At 59.5% G+C, this 16,669-nt stretch carries 14 protein-coding genes; 7 read left to right on the top strand and 7 right to left on the bottom strand.

Annotation, left to right across the window (positions count from 1 at the left end):
- Positions 1–184 precede the first annotated feature (184 nt).
- Positions 185–2,452, bottom strand: coding sequence for an aconitate hydratase (locus LW884_06330; GenBank protein ID MCE3007947.1), 2,268 nt, complete (start codon positions 2,450–2,452; stop codon positions 185–187).
- 128 nt (positions 2,453–2,580) lie between these two features.
- Here LW884_06330 and LW884_06335 point away from each other — a divergent pair, with 128 nt between their 5' ends.
- The 3 genes from LW884_06335 to LW884_06345 all read left to right on the top strand — a co-directional run bounded on the left by LW884_06335 (position 2,581) and on the right by LW884_06345 (position 5,093).
- Positions 2,581–3,027: a MarR family transcriptional regulator gene (locus tag LW884_06335; protein ID MCE3007948.1), complete on the top strand. Its 447-nt coding sequence runs from the start codon at positions 2,581–2,583 to the stop codon at positions 3,025–3,027.
- The gene (crtI, locus tag LW884_06340) at positions 3,020–4,486 is read left to right on the top strand and encodes a phytoene desaturase family protein (GenBank protein MCE3007949.1); all 1,467 of its coding nucleotides are present in this window, start codon (positions 3,020–3,022) and stop codon (positions 4,484–4,486) included. Before LW884_06335 ends, crtI begins: the two co-directional genes overlap by 8 nt.
- Before the next feature lie 70 nt (positions 4,487–4,556).
- A complete protein-coding gene (locus LW884_06345; protein ID MCE3007950.1) occupies positions 4,557–5,093 on the top strand; it encodes a GNAT family N-acetyltransferase in 537 nt (178 codons plus the stop codon).
- Positions 5,094–5,183: 90 nt separating this feature from the next.
- Here the strand turns inward: LW884_06345 and LW884_06350 are convergent, their stop codons facing one another.
- Positions 5,184–5,654, bottom strand: coding sequence for an NADH-quinone oxidoreductase subunit A (locus LW884_06350; GenBank protein ID MCE3007951.1), 471 nt, complete (start codon positions 5,652–5,654; stop codon positions 5,184–5,186).
- A gap of 72 nt (positions 5,655–5,726) precedes the next feature.
- On the opposite strand from LW884_06350, the gene LW884_06355 reads away from it, so the two are divergent.
- On the top strand, positions 5,727–6,884 hold the full coding sequence (locus LW884_06355) for a class I SAM-dependent methyltransferase (protein ID MCE3007952.1): 1,158 nt from the start codon (positions 5,727–5,729) through the stop codon (positions 6,882–6,884).
- A gap of 120 nt (positions 6,885–7,004) precedes the next feature.
- Here LW884_06355 and LW884_06360 read toward each other — a convergent pair whose 3' ends face one another.
- Both LW884_06360 and LW884_06365 read right to left on the bottom strand, forming a co-directional pair.
- Complete coding sequence (locus LW884_06360) at positions 7,005–7,931, bottom strand: ABC transporter substrate-binding protein (protein MCE3007953.1); 927 nt, start codon at positions 7,929–7,931, stop codon at positions 7,005–7,007.
- A 24-nt stretch (positions 7,932–7,955) separates the two neighbouring features.
- Positions 7,956–8,684, bottom strand: coding sequence for an SAM-dependent methyltransferase (locus LW884_06365; protein MCE3007954.1), 729 nt, complete (start codon positions 8,682–8,684; stop codon positions 7,956–7,958).
- A gap of 139 nt (positions 8,685–8,823) precedes the next feature.
- On the opposite strand from LW884_06365, the gene LW884_06370 reads away from it, so the two are divergent.
- Entirely contained in the window at positions 8,824–9,255 is a 432-nt protein-coding gene (locus LW884_06370) for a hypothetical protein (protein ID MCE3007955.1), read from the top strand.
- Between the two features lie 83 nt (positions 9,256–9,338).
- Here the strand turns inward: LW884_06370 and LW884_06375 are convergent, their stop codons facing one another.
- Positions 9,339–11,051: a glycosyltransferase family 39 protein gene (locus LW884_06375; GenBank protein MCE3007956.1), complete on the bottom strand. Its 1,713-nt coding sequence runs from the start codon at positions 11,049–11,051 to the stop codon at positions 9,339–9,341.
- Positions 11,052–11,088: 37 nt separating this feature from the next.
- On the opposite strand from LW884_06375, the gene LW884_06380 reads away from it, so the two are divergent.
- Positions 11,089–12,267, top strand: a complete 1,179-nt coding sequence (locus LW884_06380; protein ID MCE3007957.1) for a tetratricopeptide repeat protein — start codon at positions 11,089–11,091, stop codon at positions 12,265–12,267.
- Positions 12,268–12,468: 201 nt separating this feature from the next.
- On the opposite strand, the gene LW884_06385 is transcribed toward LW884_06380, so the two are convergent.
- Positions 12,469–14,055, bottom strand: coding sequence for a T9SS type A sorting domain-containing protein (locus LW884_06385; GenBank protein MCE3007958.1), 1,587 nt, complete (start codon positions 14,053–14,055; stop codon positions 12,469–12,471).
- Between the two features lie 123 nt (positions 14,056–14,178).
- Here LW884_06385 and LW884_06390 point away from each other — a divergent pair, with 123 nt between their 5' ends.
- Positions 14,179–15,183, top strand: a complete 1,005-nt coding sequence (locus LW884_06390; GenBank protein ID MCE3007959.1) for a M28 family peptidase — start codon at positions 14,179–14,181, stop codon at positions 15,181–15,183.
- Here the strand turns inward: LW884_06390 and LW884_06395 are convergent.
- The gene (locus LW884_06395; protein ID MCE3007960.1) at positions 15,161–16,615 is read right to left on the bottom strand and encodes a hypothetical protein; all 1,455 of its coding nucleotides are present in this window, start codon (positions 16,613–16,615) and stop codon (positions 15,161–15,163) included. The genes LW884_06390 and LW884_06395 overlap by 23 nt on opposite strands.
- Positions 16,616–16,669: the final 54 nt, after the last annotated feature.

The following is a 16,669-nucleotide window of genomic DNA, read 5'->3' on the forward strand; positions in this document are numbered from 1 at the left end:
AAAGGGGGGGGGGGGGGGGTAATTGATTGATTTTTAGCATGACTGAAACAAATAGCAAGAAGTACTTAATTCAACACAATCAAACCTAGCTATTTTTTATTAAATCGTCAAGTTATTTTCAAAAAAATAAAAACCCGGTATTCCTACCGGGCTTTTGTTCAGGCACTGGGCTGCGGGGGGTTGCCTAGGCCTTACTCAGTTCCTTCACACGGTTCAGGGCGCTGCCGGCGCGGAACCACTCGATCTGCTGGGCGTTGTAGGTGTGGTTTACAGCAAACTGCTCGGTGCTGCCATCTGCATGGGTTAGCTGCAGGGTCAGCGGCTTGCCGGGGGCAAAGCTGGTGAGGCCCAGGATGTCGAGGGTATCGTCTTCCTGTATGCGGTCATAGTCTGCCGGGTTGGCAAAGGTGAGGGCCAGCATACCCTGCTTCTTCAGGTTGGTTTCGTGTATGCGGGCAAAGCTGCGCACCAGTACAGCACGCACGCCCAGGTGGCGGGGCTGCATGGCTGCATGCTCGCGGCTGCTGCCTTCGCCATAGTTTTCATCTCCCACCACAATGCTGCCCAGTCCACTGGCCTTCATGGCGCGGGCCACCACCGGCACCGGCTGGTATTCGCCCGTTAGCGGATTTTTTACCGCATCGGCCTTGTCGTTGTAGGCATTGATGGCACCGGTCAGGGTATTGTTGGCAATGTTATCCAGGTGGCCACGGAAGCGCAGCCAGGGGCCGGCCATGCTGATGTGGTCGGTGGTACACTTGCCCTTGGCCTTAATGAGCAGCTTCAGCCCCTTCAGGTCCGTACCCTCCCAGGCCGGGAAGGGGCTGAGCAGCTGCAGGCGGTCGCTGTCCGGTGCTACCTTTATGACTACACTGCTGCCATCCTGTGCCGGGGCCTGGTAGCCGGGGTCTTCCACGTCGAAGCCCCTGGGCGGCAGCTCTATGCCCTGTGGCTCATCCAGCTTCACCTGCTTGCCGTCTTCATTGGTCAGGGTATCGGTCAGCGGGTTGAAGGTCAGGTCGCCCGCCAGGGTCATGGCCGTTACGATCTCGGGGCTGGCCACAAAGCCGTGCGTATTGGGGTTCCCGTCGTTACGCTTGGCAAAGTTCCGGTTGAAGCTGGTGATAATGCTGTTCTTGGGGTTACCGGCCTGGTTGTGGCGCTTCCACTGGCCTATGCAGGGGCCACAGGCGTTTGCCAGCACCACGCCCCCTATCTCCTCAAAGGTGGCCAGCAGGCCGTCTCGCTCGGCGGTGTAGCGCACCTGCTCGCTGCCGGGGGTTATGGTAAACTCCGACTTCACCTTCAGGTTTTTCTCGCCCGCCTGCCTGGCCACACTAGCGGCGCGGGTCAGGTCTTCGTAGCTGCTATTGGTGCAGCTGCCTATCAGGCCCACCTCCAGCTTGGCGGGGTAGCCTTTCTCTCGCACCGCTGCGGCAAACTGGCTGATTGGCCAGGCCAGGTCGGGCGTAAAGGGGCCGTTGATGTGCGGCTCCAGCTCGCTCAGGTTGATCTCGATCACCTGGTCGAAATACTTTTCGGGCGCATCATACACCCCGGCATCGGCTGTCAGGTGCTGGCTGATGCCCTGGGCCAGGTCGGCCACATCGGCCCGCCCGGTGCTACGCAGGTAGCGGTCCATGCTGGCATCGTAGGCAAAGGTGCTGGTGGTGGCTCCTATCTCGGCCCCCATGTTGCATATCGTGCCCTTGCCGGTGCAGCTCAGGCTCTCGGCACCTGGGCCAAAGTACTCTACAATGGCACCGGTACCGCCCTTCACAGTCAGGATACCGGCCACTTTCAGGATCACGTCTTTGGCACTGGTCCAGCCATTCAGTTTGCCGGTCAGTTTTACGCCGATCAGTTTGGGAAACTTCAGCTCCCAGGCCAGTCCGGTCATGGCATCCACGGCATCGGCCCCCCCTACGCCTATGGCTACCATGCCCAGGCCGCCGGCGTTCACCGTATGGCTGTCCGTACCGATCATCATCCCGCCAGGGAAGGCGTAGTTTTCCAGCACCACCTGGTGGATAATGCCGGCACCGGGCTTCCAGAAACCGATGCCGTACTTTTTAGAGACAGACTCCAGAAAGCCGAATACTTCTTTGTTCTCCTCCAGGGCGCGCTTCATGTCGGCATCGGCCCCGTCCTCGGCCTGTATCAGGTGGTCGCAGTGCACGGTACTGGGCAGGTCTACCCGGGCCTTGCCTGCCTGCACAAACTGTAGTAGGGCCATCTGGGCAGTGGCATCCTGCATGGCCACACGGTCTACCCGGAAGTCTACATAGCTCTTGGCTCGCTCATACTTCTCTGTGGCCAACCCGTCATACAGGTGGCTATACAGTATTTTCTCGGTGAAGGTGAGCGGACGGCCCACTATGCTGCGAGCAGCGGCCACACGGTCCGGAAATGCGGCATACACCGCCTTGATCATGTCGATATCAAAAGCCATATACAAAGATTCAGATGGGAACGATAATAACGATTGCTGTTGCAAAAATACAGCATTCTGGCCGGACAAAAACCTATAAAATGCGGGGGATATTGAATTTATACCCGCAGCTCGGGGTTCATAGGGGGATGCATCAGCCGGAAGAAGCCATTTTCAAGTTGATTGCCTGTGCCCACGAGCAGATAAACCGGCGGCTACAAGCGCGGCTGGATGCCGCTGGCGTGCCCCTTACTGCCGATCAGTTCCGGATCATGCAAAGGCTATGGGAGGCCGAAGGCACAAACCAGCAGCAGCTGGCCTGTGCACTGCGGCGAAACCGTGGCTCGGTAACCCGTATTCTGGACGTGCTAGAGCGCAAGGGGCTGGTATGCCGCCGCTGCGATGACGGCGACAAGCGTGTGAACAAAGTGTGCCTGACGGCCGAGGGAAGACGCTGGCAGCACAGTGCATGCACTGCGGCTAGCCAGGCCCTGGCCGACGCTAGCCAGGGCCTGCACGCCCTGCAGCAAGACCAGCTGCAGGCTGCGCTAAGGGTGGTTATACAAAACCTGGAAGCAGCCCCCATCCATGCCTAAAGCCCTGGTAGTAGGTGCCGGAATGGCCGGCCTGGCAGCCAGTATACGCCTGGCCCGCCTGGGCTACGACGTAGCGGTGTATGAGCAGCAAAGCGGACCCGGTGGCAAATTGAACGTGCTACAGCTGGATGGCTATCGCTTCGACACGGGGCCGTCCCTCTTTACCCTACCCGAGCTGGTAACCGAGCTGTTTTCCCTCTGCCAGGAAGATCCCGCGGCCTATTTCCAGTACAGGCGGTTAGACCCCATTACACGCTACTTCTGGGCAGACGGAACACGGCTAACAGCCTGGGCCGATCCCGAGCGTTTTGCCCAGGAATGCCAGCAGGTACTGGGTGCCCCAGCAGCCGAGGTGAGGGCCTTTCTGCAGCAGGCAGCCGCCAAGTATCGGCTGGCCGCCCCCTTCTTCCTGCAGCAGAGCCTGCACCGCCTGCACAGCTACACACGCCCCACTGCCCTGCGTGCCCTGCTGCAGCTGCCCCAGCTAGAGACTGGCCGAAGCATGGGCAGCGGGATAGACCGCCGCATCCGGCACCCCAAGCTGCGGCAGCTATTCCGCCGCTATGCCACCTACAACGGCAGCCACCCCGAGCGAGCCCCCGCTACCCTGAACCTGATCCCCCACCTGGAATTCAACCTGGGGGCCTACCTGCCGGTGGGGGGCATGTATGCCATAGCCCAGGCGCTGGAAGGGCTGGCCCGGCGGCAGGGCGTGCATTTCCACTACAACCAGCCGGTGGAACGCATAACGGTGGAGAAACAACGTGCCACCGGCCTACAGGTAAATGGCAGCCTGCTAGCAGCCGACCAGGTGGTGTGCAACCTGGATGTATTCTATGCCTACCACCGGCTGCTGCCAGACCAAAAGCCCCCCGAGCGAACCCTGCGGCAGGAACGCAGCAGCAGTGCGCTGATCTTCTACTGGGGGATAAACCGCAGTTTTTCCGAGCTGGATGTACACAACATTTTCTTTTCGGAGGACTATGCCGGGGAGTTCAGCGCGCTCTTTGCAGACCGAAGCCTGCACGCCGACCCCACCGTGTACGTACACATAACCAGCAAACAGGAGCCGCAAGATGCACCCGCAGGATGCGAAAACTGGTTTGTGATGATCAATGCGCCTAGCCTGGCCGGCCAGGACTGGGGCAAGCTGATCCCCCGTGCGCGGCAGCACATACTGGCCAAGCTGGAGCGCATGCTCGGGCAGCCCGTGGCCGCACGCATAGTGGCCGAGCAGGTACTCGGCCCCGAGCAAATACAGGCAAATACCGGCAGCTACCAGGGTGCCCTGTATGGCACGGCTAGCAACAACCGATTTGCAGCTTTTCTGCGCCACCCCAATTTTATCCACCGTATCCGCAACCTGTACTTCTGTGGGGGTAGCGTGCACCCGGGTGGGGGGGTGCCCCTCAGCTTACTTTCGGGTAAGATTGTGGCAGACTTGATTGCAAAGCGCTGATCCATGCAGCCTGGCTGAAAATCGGTGGTTTCTTGTATCTTGTAGGCTGAATGTTATGCGACCATAGCCTATGAACCTGACAATCAAGACAAAAATGCCGGAAGTTATCCTGAGGCCCTGGCAGGATGGCGACCAGCTTACCCTCAGCAGCATTGCCAACGACCTGGAGATATGGCGAAACCTGCGCGACCACTTTCCGCACCCCTACCGGCTGGAGGATGCGGAGGCCTGGGTAGCCACTGCCAGCAAGCAGCGCCCCCTGTACAACCTGGCCATTGTGCTGAATGGCAAGGTAGCCGGCGGGATAGGCATGGAGCCAGGCCGAGACATCATGCGCTTTGTGGGCGAAGTAGGTTTCTGGATAGGCACCAAGCACCAGGGCACCGGCATCCTGAAGGCCGCTATCCCGGCCTATGCCAAGTATGCCTTCGATAATCTGGGGTTCCGCTTCCTTACCTCCATGGTACTGGGCTGGAACGAAAAAGGCGCACACACCCTGGAGGCCTGCGGCTTTCAGCGGATGACCACCTACCCCAAGGCGGGCAATAAGGACCGCGAGTTTGTGGATGTACACCTCTACGGCATCTCCCCGAAACCCCAGCTCTAGCGGGGCGCGCGCCCCTGGGGGTAGTGGGCTAGCCGGGCAGGCCAAATCCAGTTTCTCCCGGCAAAGAGGCTGTATGAAAAGGCTTATTCGCTAGCTATACTTTTCATTCACCGCCTGGTACAGCTCAGGTGGGATGGGCACGGTGGCTGCGGGTGCCTTCGGCTGCGGCGGTTCCGGGCGTATCCAGTCTATATCGCCCTTCTGCCAGATGTATACCAGCCCCAGCAGCAGGATGCCGATAAAGAGGAAGGCCTCTAGTACAGCAAAGCTTGTCCAGCCGGGCACCGTTTTCAAGCCTGGGTCTGCATACACGGTGGCCCAGGGGAATAGCAGCAGCACCTCCACATCGAAGATCAGAAAGATGAGGGCCATCCCATAGTAGCGTACATTGAACTGATGCCAGGCGGTGCCCACAGGCTCCTCGCCGCACTCGTAGCTGCTGTTTTTTTCAGCATTGGGGCGGCGCGGAGCCAGCAGGCGGCTGGTAACCATTCCGCCCAGAATAAAAATAAGCCCCCCGGCTACGAAGAGTAGAATCTTGGCATACTCCTGCATAGGCATCTGTAATGGTGTAAAGATAAGGCAAAAGACCCGCCGCTCGCCCGCTATGGCGTGGGCTTTGTAGCTTTGTGTATGCTTTCACCCGAAGAGCGCGCCCTGGTGGCCCGGCATCTGGCCGATGACCCCACCCGCCTGGCGCTACAGCTGCGGCGGCAGGCGGGTGCACGGGCGGCCGTGGTGGCCACCCAGGTGGCACTGCTACAGCGGGCGCGGCACAAACTGCCCACCTGGGCCGCAGCCCGCTGCGAGCTGGAGCGTACGGCGCTGGAGCAGGCCAGCAGCGAGGCCGCAGCCGCACTCAGGTTTGCAGGCCTGCAGGGCGAGCGGGCTATAGACCTGACCGGGGGACTGGGGGTAGACAGCTGGCAGCTGGCCCGCCAGTACCGAGCGGTGCTATACGTAGAGCCGCAGCCCGAACGGATAGAGCTGGCCCGCCAAAACTTTGAGACCCTGGGGGTGCTGCCCCGCATGCAGCTGCTCCTCCATACGGCCGAATCGGCCCTGACCACCCTACCCGAGGCTGACCTGATCTACCTGGACCCAGACCGACGCGCCGATGGGGGGCGGCGCATCCGGCTGGAGGCCATGCAGCCAGACGTACTGCAGCTGATGCCACACCTGCTGGCCCTGGCCCCACGGGTGTGTGTCAAGCTAAGCCCCATGCTGGATGCACAGGAGCTGGCACGCAGGCTGCCCCAGGCCTGCCGCATAGAGGCACTGGGGCTGCAGGGCGAGTGTAAGGAGCTACTGGCCTGGGTGCAGCGAGAACCGGCATCTCCGCACCAGTGGCTGGCGCGGGGCCCCGGCTGGCAGGTAGCAAAGGGACAACCCCAGCCAAAGCTGGTACCGGTGGCCGAACCGGCTGTAGGCAAGCCCGATACCTGGGTGTATGAGGCCGACCCCGCTGTGTACAAGATGGATCTGCTAGCCGAGGCCGCCCAGCAGTACCTGAACGAGTATAGGCTAACAGGGCCGCGTGGCTATGCACTGAGTGATACCGATGCCCCTGCCTGGCCAGGTCGCCGCTGGCGGCTGGCAGGAACCCTGCCGGCAGCACAGCATGCCCTAAAAAAAATGCTAACCGCAGCGGGCATAACCGCCGCATTTATCAGTGGACGCGAATACCCGGAAAAACCAGAACTGCTGCGCAAAAGGCTGAAGCTGAAAGAAAGCAGCAAGCTTGGGCTGCTGTTTACCCCAGGGGCTGTATACCACGTGGAAACCGGGTAGACCCCATGGCCCTGAGGTGCCTCGCACTACCTAAACACTCGTACCCAAAGATAGATTATGGGGGGATGCAGCAGGAGACCGAATGCGCCAGTACTTTGATTGGACCGGCGGATTGGCAGATCAAAAATACTCGGCCCAACCCGTGCCCATATAGGCAGCGGGAAAAAGCCTGGGGTGTAGTACCTCAGCCAAAATCTCGAAGCCCTGCACCAGGCGCGGAGCCGGCCGGTTGAAGTAGCTACTGCCATTCAGCACGTACACCTGCTTACGCCTGAAAGCCCGCAGTGTACGGAAGTACTCATTCTGGTGTATATTCCGTACCGCTACCCCCGCCCCGTACAGATCCAGTCCGTAGGGGATCATCAGCAGCAGATCGGGGTCCAGCTCCGCTATCTGCTCCCAGCTGAGTATGCGGGCAGGGTGTGCCTCGGCCCCAAAAGGCTCGTAGCCACCTGCCAGACTGATCATCTCGGGTATCCACTGCCCCACACTGGTGGGTGGAGCAAAATTTTCCAGCGCCAAAACGGTAGGTTTCGGCTCATCCTTCAGCTTCTCCAGCTTTCGCTTGGTTTTCTCCAGGCGCAGGGTCATCTGCTTCACCAGCTCTACCCCCTTGTGCGGGGCACCTACCTCAAAGGAAATGACCTCTATACTCTCCATCACCTCATCCATGCTCTCGGGGGCAATGGACACCAGCTTGCATTCTTGACCTAGGTAATCACTCAGGGCCTTGCTCACCTCTGCAAAGGGGATATTCAGCTCTCGCGTAAGGCACTGGGTGATGACGATATCCGGCTTTAGTTCCTTGAGGCTATCCAGCTCTACCTGATAGATAGAGAGCGCTGCTTGCAGCAAATCTTTCCCATCGGCAGCGCGTGGGCTGGACATCGGCCTGCTGATGCGCGGAGCCGTAACCACCGGTACGCTGCCCACGCGCGCGGGATAGTCACTATCGTGGCTACGCCCCACCAGCTGACCGGCAAATCCACACTCGGCCACAATCTCGGTAGCGGCGGGCAATAGGGATGCAATTCGATGATGTGCCATAGGTAGACAAAGATGCTGCAAATATTACACAATGCCTGCATAGATCAAAAAGATTGCCGGGCGCTGGTGCAGCTCGGGCAGGGGGCGTGCGTGCCAGCTGCCTACGGCGGCACTATAGATGTAGGGGGTGGTGGCACCCAGGTCTGCCGCCACCCCCAGGCGTGTATCGGGCTGCAGCACCTCCATGCAGGCCTGCAGTAGCTGGCGGTTTCGGTAGGGTGTTTCCATAAACACCTGGGTCATGTCCTGCTGGCGGCTTTGTAGTTCCAAGCTACGCAGGGCTTTTCGGCGTGCACCTTCGGCTACCGGCAGGTAGCCCTGGAAGGCAAAGCGCTGGCCCTGCAGGCCACTACCCATGAGTGCCAGCAGGATGCTGCTGGGGCCTGCCAGTGGCCGCACAGGCACCCCCAGCTCATGCGCCCAGGCCACCAGGCGCGCACCCGGATCGGCTACGCCAGGTGCCCCGGCATCGCTCACCAGCCCCAGGGCCTGGCCCTGCAGGGGCAGCTGGGCCCACTGCATCAGCTCTACATCGGGGGTATCTGGCCGCAGCTCATACAGGTGGTAATCTCCTACCAGGCCCGTATCTAGCCCATCGGCCCGGGCTGCCTGGGCCACAAAGCGGCGGGCCGGGCGGGCATGTTCCACCACCAGGTGGCGTAGCTGCAGCAGGCAGCTGCGTGCTTCTGCCGATATGCCCCACAGAGACTGCTCTTGCAGGGGGCTGGGTATGAGGTACAGGGCTGGCTCCATGCCGCAAAGCTACACAGCCTTGCCCAGCAGTTTAGCCCATGCGGGTGGCGTTGTAGCTGGAATTTCGTACTTTTCCGGCATGCAAATACAGCGGGTTATTCTTATGTTACTCTGCCTACTTGGCCTGGTAACTTGTTTCATGCCTTGGGTTATTTTTGGCGTAGACAATGGAAGTGTGTATGAGACCCTATTTATCTCAAACGCGTTCAACCTAAGTACCACGCGCCTATATGGGCCGCTGTGCTTTGCGCTATATATGGTACCGCTCTATGTATTGATGGGCAGGGCGCGTCGGCATCCCTTCTCCAGGGGCAGGCGGCTGCTGGTAGGCCTATGTGGCGTAGGCGTTCTGGTAGTGTCCATCGCCTTTATGGCAAACTTTACGCAGGTTTCTGTGCAGCATACCAATATCCGAACAGGCACTAGCAGTATAGAAGAAACCCATTTTGGCAGCGGCATTTATTTAAGCATGTTGTGCGGGCTGCTTATTTTTCTGGCGGCGGTAGTGTGGGGTAGCAGGCTGCGGAGCAGCACACCTGCACGCCCTACTGGTGAGGAGGCTCAGCAGTAGCCTTGCGCAGTGCGGGTGTGTAGCGATCACCCACATACAGCAGCCGTTTGCTGGGTGGAATGCCTACTCGAGTGGCTAGGTGGCTAGGGCGTTGCCATCGCTACATCGTCATTCCCGCCGGGGATAACCACCAGATAGCGTTTTTCCAGCGTAAGGTGCCGCCAGCTTGGCCGCAGAAAGGGCAACGAAAGTGCCTGTACCTTAAAATAGTCGTAACTATACACCCGCTCTACCGGCAAGCGGCCCTTTATTAGCCCATATCCCTCGGCCGTGGTGTACACCCACAGCCTGCCCACCTCCATGTGGTAGGCCTGCAGGGCACGCAGGTCTACATCAGCGCTATCGGTGTTGATCTTGTGGGTGTAGTGCCCGGCATAAAAGTCGAGCGAATGCAGGTGGGTGCGGAACTGCACGGTGCGTGCAATCGGCACCTGGTGCTTCTTAAGCTCCTGGGCCACTGGTATGCTGCTCTGATAGGTGAGCAGATTGGGGTAAAAATGGGCATTCATAATAAACCCGCCCCCCAGCACCACTACGAAAAGCGGCACAAACAACTGTGCCATGCGGTTTTTGCGGAAGTGCCAGAGCAGCCACACAGCTGCCAGGAGGGTGGCCGCCAGCACAGCCCACAGCAGGGGCTGACGTGTGGGGAAAACGGTAGAAAGCACCCAGCCTGCCAACGCCAGTACACCCAGAATCAAAAAAAGGTGGAAACCCAGCAGTACGCGGCTCCAGACACGCATACTAGCCACCTGCTGCAGGGCGCGTGCTGCCAGGATAGACCCGAAGGGTAGCAAAACAAACAAGTAGTGTGGCAGCTTGTAGCGGCTGCTGCTGAGCCCTACAAAGAGGAGAATAAAACCGCCCGCCGTAAGAAACTCCTGCATGCCGCGCAGCCTGAGGCCCTGGCGAAAAAGGCGCCACACGTCGGCAACTATCTGCCCAAACACCAGTAGCGACCAGGGAAAAAACACCCACAGCGCCACGTGTAAAAAATAATACCATCCGCTGTCATCTGCCCATTCGCTAGCGCCTGTAATGCGGCCAAAGCTCTGGGTCCACAGATAAAACTCGGGGCCCTGCCAGCCAAACTGCATGTACAAGCCGTAGAGCATGGGCAGCAGCATAAGGGCTAGCAGCAGCAGGCCCACCAGCCACTCAAAGCGAAAAAACTCCTTCCAACGGCGGGCCATCACCAGGTGGATGGTAAAAGCCAGCGCAGGGGCCATCAGCCCCATCGGGCCCTTGGCCAGCAGCCCCAGGCCAATGCCCAGAAAGGGCAGCATAAAGTGTGTAACCCGCTGATCCTGTAGGTAGGCCAGCAGCATCCAGCTACTGAAGGCTACACTGCCAAACAGCAAGCCATCTGTCTTTACATCCAGCACCATGATGAAAAACCCCAGCGAACTACCGCACATCAGGCTGGCCATCAGGCCAATGCGGTGGCTGTACAGACGGCGGCCCATGCCATATACGCTAAGCAGGCCCAGCAGGCCAAAAAGAAGCGTAGGTAGCCTGAAGCTCCAGCCTGCCACACCGAACAGCCGGTAGCTCAGGCTGCCCAGCCAGAAAAGGAGCGGGGGTTTATCCAGGTAGTCGTGGTCCATTTCGCGCACCTGCAGGTAGTTGCCCTCCTCTAGCATCTGCCGGCTCATGTGGGCATACTGTGCGCTGTCCAGGTCGATAATCGGTACCATCAGGCCCAAGCCATAGATGACGCACAGACCTCCGAGGAGGAATAGCGCCATCCTGCTGAGCCAGAAAGGCTCCTCTGCCGGTTTCTTCTTTCGGTTCATGCCGCGATTTTGTCAAAATTAGCCATTTTTACTGCTGATGAAGAGAATCTTTTGGCTGCTGCTGCTGGCACTGCCGGCCTACCTATGGGCACAGCGGGACTGCAACGCCCTGCCTGGCACGGTGGCAGCGCAGGTAGCAGCAGCCGATAGCCTGGCCGGAGAGCCCAAACAGGCCCAATACAGCCAGATATGGCACTGCCTATTGCCAAAAATAAAACACCTGGACTATGAAAAACTGGATAGCCTGGACAAACTGGCTGTGCTGCAGCTACGCAATGAACTGGGTGCTAGCCAGCTAAGGCAGGCCAACTACCGGGAGGCTAGCCACTGGCTCTTGCCGAGGCCGGATATGCCCGAGACCGATACCCTGAGCCTGGCATACGCCGTGCTGCTGCATAACCGTGCGGTGCTGTATCAGCAGACGGAACGCTGTGCAGAAGCTATACCCGTGTACCGGCGTGCGCTAAACATTAAGCTGAAAACACTGGGCAACGAGTGGCACCTGACTGTGGCTGAGACCTTTAACAACCTGGGCCAGTGCTACCTGGAGCAGCAGGACTACGAAACCGCAGCCTACACCTTCATGCGGGCAGGGGGCATCCTGGTGGAAAAACGGGGGCCCAAAGACATAGATGTAGCAAACGTAAGCCTAAGCCTGGGGCGTGCACAGATGCTGATGGAGGAGTATGCCCGGGCAGAGGCTACCTACAAGGCAGCCCTGCACGTGCTAGATGGCTACCAGCCCACCGAACAGGTGCTTATCCTGGCAGGGCGGGCAGCACGCGGGCTGGCAGGTGCCCTGCTGAAGCAGGGAAAGGAGCAGGATGCGATAAAGGTACTGGGCATCCTGCTAGAGGACTTTGAGGCACAGGCAGCCACAGTACCCGCCCAGGAAGTGGTAGAGGCCTGGCGCCTGCTAGGGCACTGCTTTGAGCAGCAGCAGCTGTATCAGCAGGCCGCAGACAGCTATACACGCGCCTATGCCAGGATGCAGGAAACAGGCCAGCCCATACCACCAGCCATGGCCTATGATGTGGGACGCATGCGGCTACTGCTACTGGACTATAACCAAGCCGATAGGTGGCTGTGGGAGGCCACCGAGGGAAAGGACCTGGCTGTAACCCAAGAGGCCCTGAAAGCCCTGAAACTGCTGTATGAAGCCACCGGAAACACCCGGCAGCTACAGAAAGTAACCCGCATGCAGGCACGCCTGTAGACAAGGTGAATGCCCGGCAAAACGGAACAAGAACGAACAAGCCAAAGACCGAGCGGCGCCTGGCACGAGAACATAACCCGAAGCTCCCCCTCAAATCTGTAGAGCTTCTCTCTGGCTAAACGAGTCAGTTTCAGGTGCTATTTGTGTGTAAAGTGGCCGTCTCTTCGTGAAGTAGAAGTAGAAAGGGCCACTGGGTCTCTCTTACTCCAGTACGATACGCTGCACGGCATCACCGGCATGGCCACTTATGCTCAGCAGGTAGGTGCCGGCAGCCACACCGGCTACATCTAGCTGATATGTGGTACCGCCAAAGCTGCTACGGGCAACCTCCTGGCCCTGCCGGCTCAGTAGTCGCACGGTATAGGTGCCACTCTGTGCCACCGCCAGGTTCAGCTGGCCGCGCACGGGGTTGGGGTACACCTGCAGGCCTGCCAGGGTGCCAGCACGACCCCGGGCGTTGGTACCCTGTACAGTCAGCACGGCCGGGGCACTGGTTAGGGGTGAGCCACAGTCGCCACTTACCACCACCGTGTAGCTACCGGCATCGGCAGGCGAAACGGATGCCAGTGCATAGCTGCCAGCCGTGGCACCGGCAATATTCACATCACCTTTGCGCCACTGGTAGCCCAGGCCACTGCCGGTGGCAACTACGCTTAGGACAACAGCCGTACCAGCAGCCACTGTCTGGCTAATGGGCTGGGTACTGATGGCCACCTCGGTCGGGCGGGTAATGCTCACCTCGTCGATTGCATTCGTACAGCCGCTGGCAGATACCGTGTAGCGGAAGGTATACGTGCCGGGTACAGTCAGGTTATTGGCCGTATTGCCACTGAAACTGGCACTTGCGCCCATCGGCTGGCTCACCACACTCCAGCTGCCCGTGCCATTGGTGGCGGTGGGGCTAAGGGTGTAGCTATTTCCGCAGGTGCTGGCATCGGCACCTGCATTGGCCACTGGCAGGGGGTTCACGGTAATAGACAGGGTATCAGAGAACGCCTGTGCACTGCTATTGTCTGTTACCCTGCGGCGATAGTAGGTGGTACCCACAGTGTTTTGCACGGGGGCATCGTAGGTAGCATCCGTGGCACCCACAATGTTGGCATAGGTACCCGTTAGCGTGGCGCTGCTCTGCCACTGGTAGCTGCGCGGTGCCGTCCCCCCCGTAGCAGCAGCCACGCTGGTAAAGGCCGCCGGGTCGCCCCCCAGGCAAACCGTCTGGTTGGCCGCTATGTCGCCACCAGCCAGGGGCGCAGGGCGATTGGAAAGGGGAATATCATGATTTTGCGGGCAATCGGTATTAGTAGGCACGGCACCCCCTCCCCCAAATGCCAGAAAGGAAATATCGTAGGCGGGAAAAGTGACCGTAGAACTGGGGGTAATAGAGACGGTAGCCGTCAGTGCAGTAACGCCATCACAAAAATTTGCATCGTTCTTGTAGTAAACATTATAAGCTGCGGTAGAACCACAGCCAGCACCTCCAAACGAGGTCTCCAAAAGCAAAACTATATTCAGGTCATTCAGTAAAAGGGTGAAATTATCCCCCGTGTTTGTGCTAACCGTAACCGAGTTAACCGTCCATCCTGCAGGCAGGTTCTTGACCCCTATGATAGGACGATAGGGCAGCAATTCGCAGTCAAGCCCCGTCCCATCCTCAAAATCAGCTGCCAGCTGCACATTGAAGGCGGTACCGGCGGTGTAGGTAAAAGGTTCGCTGGTAATTCTCACATTGGAGAGCTGGGCCAGGGCGAAGCCAGAAATAGCGAGGCAAAGGAGTATCAGTTTTTTCATACAGCAAAAAAATGGAAGACCTTGTTTTACCAAAGTTAAAGACCAGGCCGCTCCCCATGCAAGCTATTTACCCAAATGCGCCAAAAAAGCGGACAAATTCACCGCCAAGCCCTACTTTTGGGGATGAAACTGCTGAGACCAAACTATGTGCCCCTGGGTATCCTCCTGCTCATCTGCGTGCTGGCCGGATGCGAAAGCGACACCCCCCAGGGCCAGGCGGTGGAGCTGAAAGGCCCCGAACTGGGCACCCCGGCTATCGCCCTGAAGACCCAATTTGACGCCGAGCAGGCCTACCAGTATGTGGCGCGGCAGGTGCAGTTTGGCCCCCGGGTGCCGGGCACGGCGGCCCACCGGCAGTGCGGAGACTGGCTGGTGCAGGAGCTAAAGGCACTGGGTGCCGAGGTGCACGAGCAAAAAACCGAGCTACGCAACCACCTGGGCCAGCTTATACCGATCCGCAACATCATTGCCTCCTATCAGCCCGATGCCAAAAGCCGCATCATGCTAAGTGCACACTGGGATACACGCCCACTGGCCGACGAAGACCCGAGTAACCCGGCCGGCAGCCTGGATGGCGCAAATGATGGTGCCAGTGGCGTGGGCGTGCTACTGGCGCTGGCCCGTGCGCTGAAAGAGCAGCAACCCGGCATGGGGGTAGACATCTTCCTGTGGGATGCTGAGGATGGCGGCGTGAGTGGCAACGACAACAGCTGGTGCCTGGGCAGCCGCTACTGGGCACAGCATCCGCATCGGGCCAATTACACCGCACAGTTTGGCATCAACCTGGATATGGTGGGTGCTGCACAGGCCACCTTCCCGCAGGAAGGATGGGGCGCACAAACAGCCGGAGCCATACAAGACCGGCTGTGGCAGCAGGCCCACAGCCTAGGCTATGGGCAGTACTTCCCGTTTGCCGAGCTGGGCAGCATCCTGGACGACCACTCGGTAGTGGGGCAGCTAACAGGCATACCGTACCTGGACATTATTCACCTGCGGCTGGATGCCCGCGAAGGCAGCTTTTTTGAGCACTGGCACACACAGGGAGACAGGCTGGAGGTGATAGACAAAAAAACCCTGGAGGCCGTGGGCACTACCCTGCTGCACTTCATCTTTTCGCTTCCGGCCTAGCAACACGCCAGAGCGAAACTGCGCCCACGCGCCCAACCAGTGCCAGGTGGGGGGGCGGAAAGCGCCAGCGGAAGGCTGAGTCCAGCAGCACCACATAGTCTACCGGCTGGCCATGCCAGCTGAAGTCCGTATAGCCAGGCCGTTTCAGCGCATACAGGGTCAGGTTCGGCGTATCATCTGGCAGGCATAGCACGTGTGCCGTAGGGGGCACCTGTGCATCCAGTAGCTGCCGAAAATGAGGATCGGACCGCAAAACCGGGTGTAGATACTCGCGGCCTGCACCATAGTAGTTGCTATGCAGCTGCATGCGTGCATAGCCCAGGTGCAGCAGGGCCCACAGGCCCAGCAGAACCTGGGCAAGGCGGGCACGACGACCCGGCCCGGGCTGAGACCAACCACCCAGTATAGACCACAGGGGCACCACCAGGATCCATAGAAAGGGCAGGCTGAAGTAATCGTGCGGCATAAAGCCCGTAAAAAGCAGCACGAAGCCCAGCAACGATACCCCCAGCATAGCCCACAGCCAGGGGCGGAGTGGATGGCGGCGGAGCAAGCCCCAAACCAGCAGTCCGGCAAGCACCAGCAGCATCCACCGGGAGGTGTACAGGCTGCCCCAATTCAGGATCATGGTATGGATGTCGGCTACCGGGTCGGCACTATCCCAGATGGGCAGGGGCGACAGCAGAAAGTAGTCCGCATGGCGGCTAGCATACCAGCGTGCATAGCCCCACCAAAGCACATTGAGCAGCAGGGGGAAAAGGCCCACCAAAAGGCCCGCTAGCAGGGGCCACACAGCCCGCCGGCTGCGTAGCCACCAAAGGGCCTCTGCAAGCAAAATGGCCGCATACGGAATAAGCGCCGTAACCTTGAAAAGGCCAGCCAGGCCAAAGCCGGCACAGAATACCAGCGCATACGCCCGCACCTGCCACCGGGGGGCAGCGGGCGGGCTGTACCGTAGCCTGAAATAAGCCCACAGGCCCCAGGCCGCGTAGGCCAGGGCAATGATATCGGGCAAATAACTGCTGCCGTAGTAGGCCACCACCGGGAAGCCCAGGTATACCAGCGGCGGCACCAGCGCCTGCAGCCGGCCCAGCCGGACTGCCCGGCCACAGGCATACAGGCCTAGCAGCAGGGCCAAAAGATGCAGGCCCAGCACAAACCGCAGGCTGAACTCGGCAGTGCCAGCAGGGCCCTGCGCCACCAGCCAGTACCAAAAGGGAAACTCGCTCAGGATGCGCGGGTCGCCCTCAAAGAGGTTCCAGGTTTCCGGTGCCCAAAACGGTGCCCCCGCCTGATATCGATCTATCACACTCAGCACATCGGCCTGCCGCCAGATGTGGATGCAGCAGGGTGGGTACGACCAGTACCGGGCATAATCATACAGCCCCAGCAAAATAGCCGCAAAAAGTACCAGCACCAGGAGCCGATACATCCATCTTTTATTAAAGCGAGCTGCCATCATCATCAAAGATACGAGCTAACAAAC

The organism is Bacteroidota bacterium, from assembly GCA_021300195.1.
Lineage (GTDB): Bacteria > Bacteroidota > Bacteroidia > J057 > JAJTIE01 > JAJTIE01.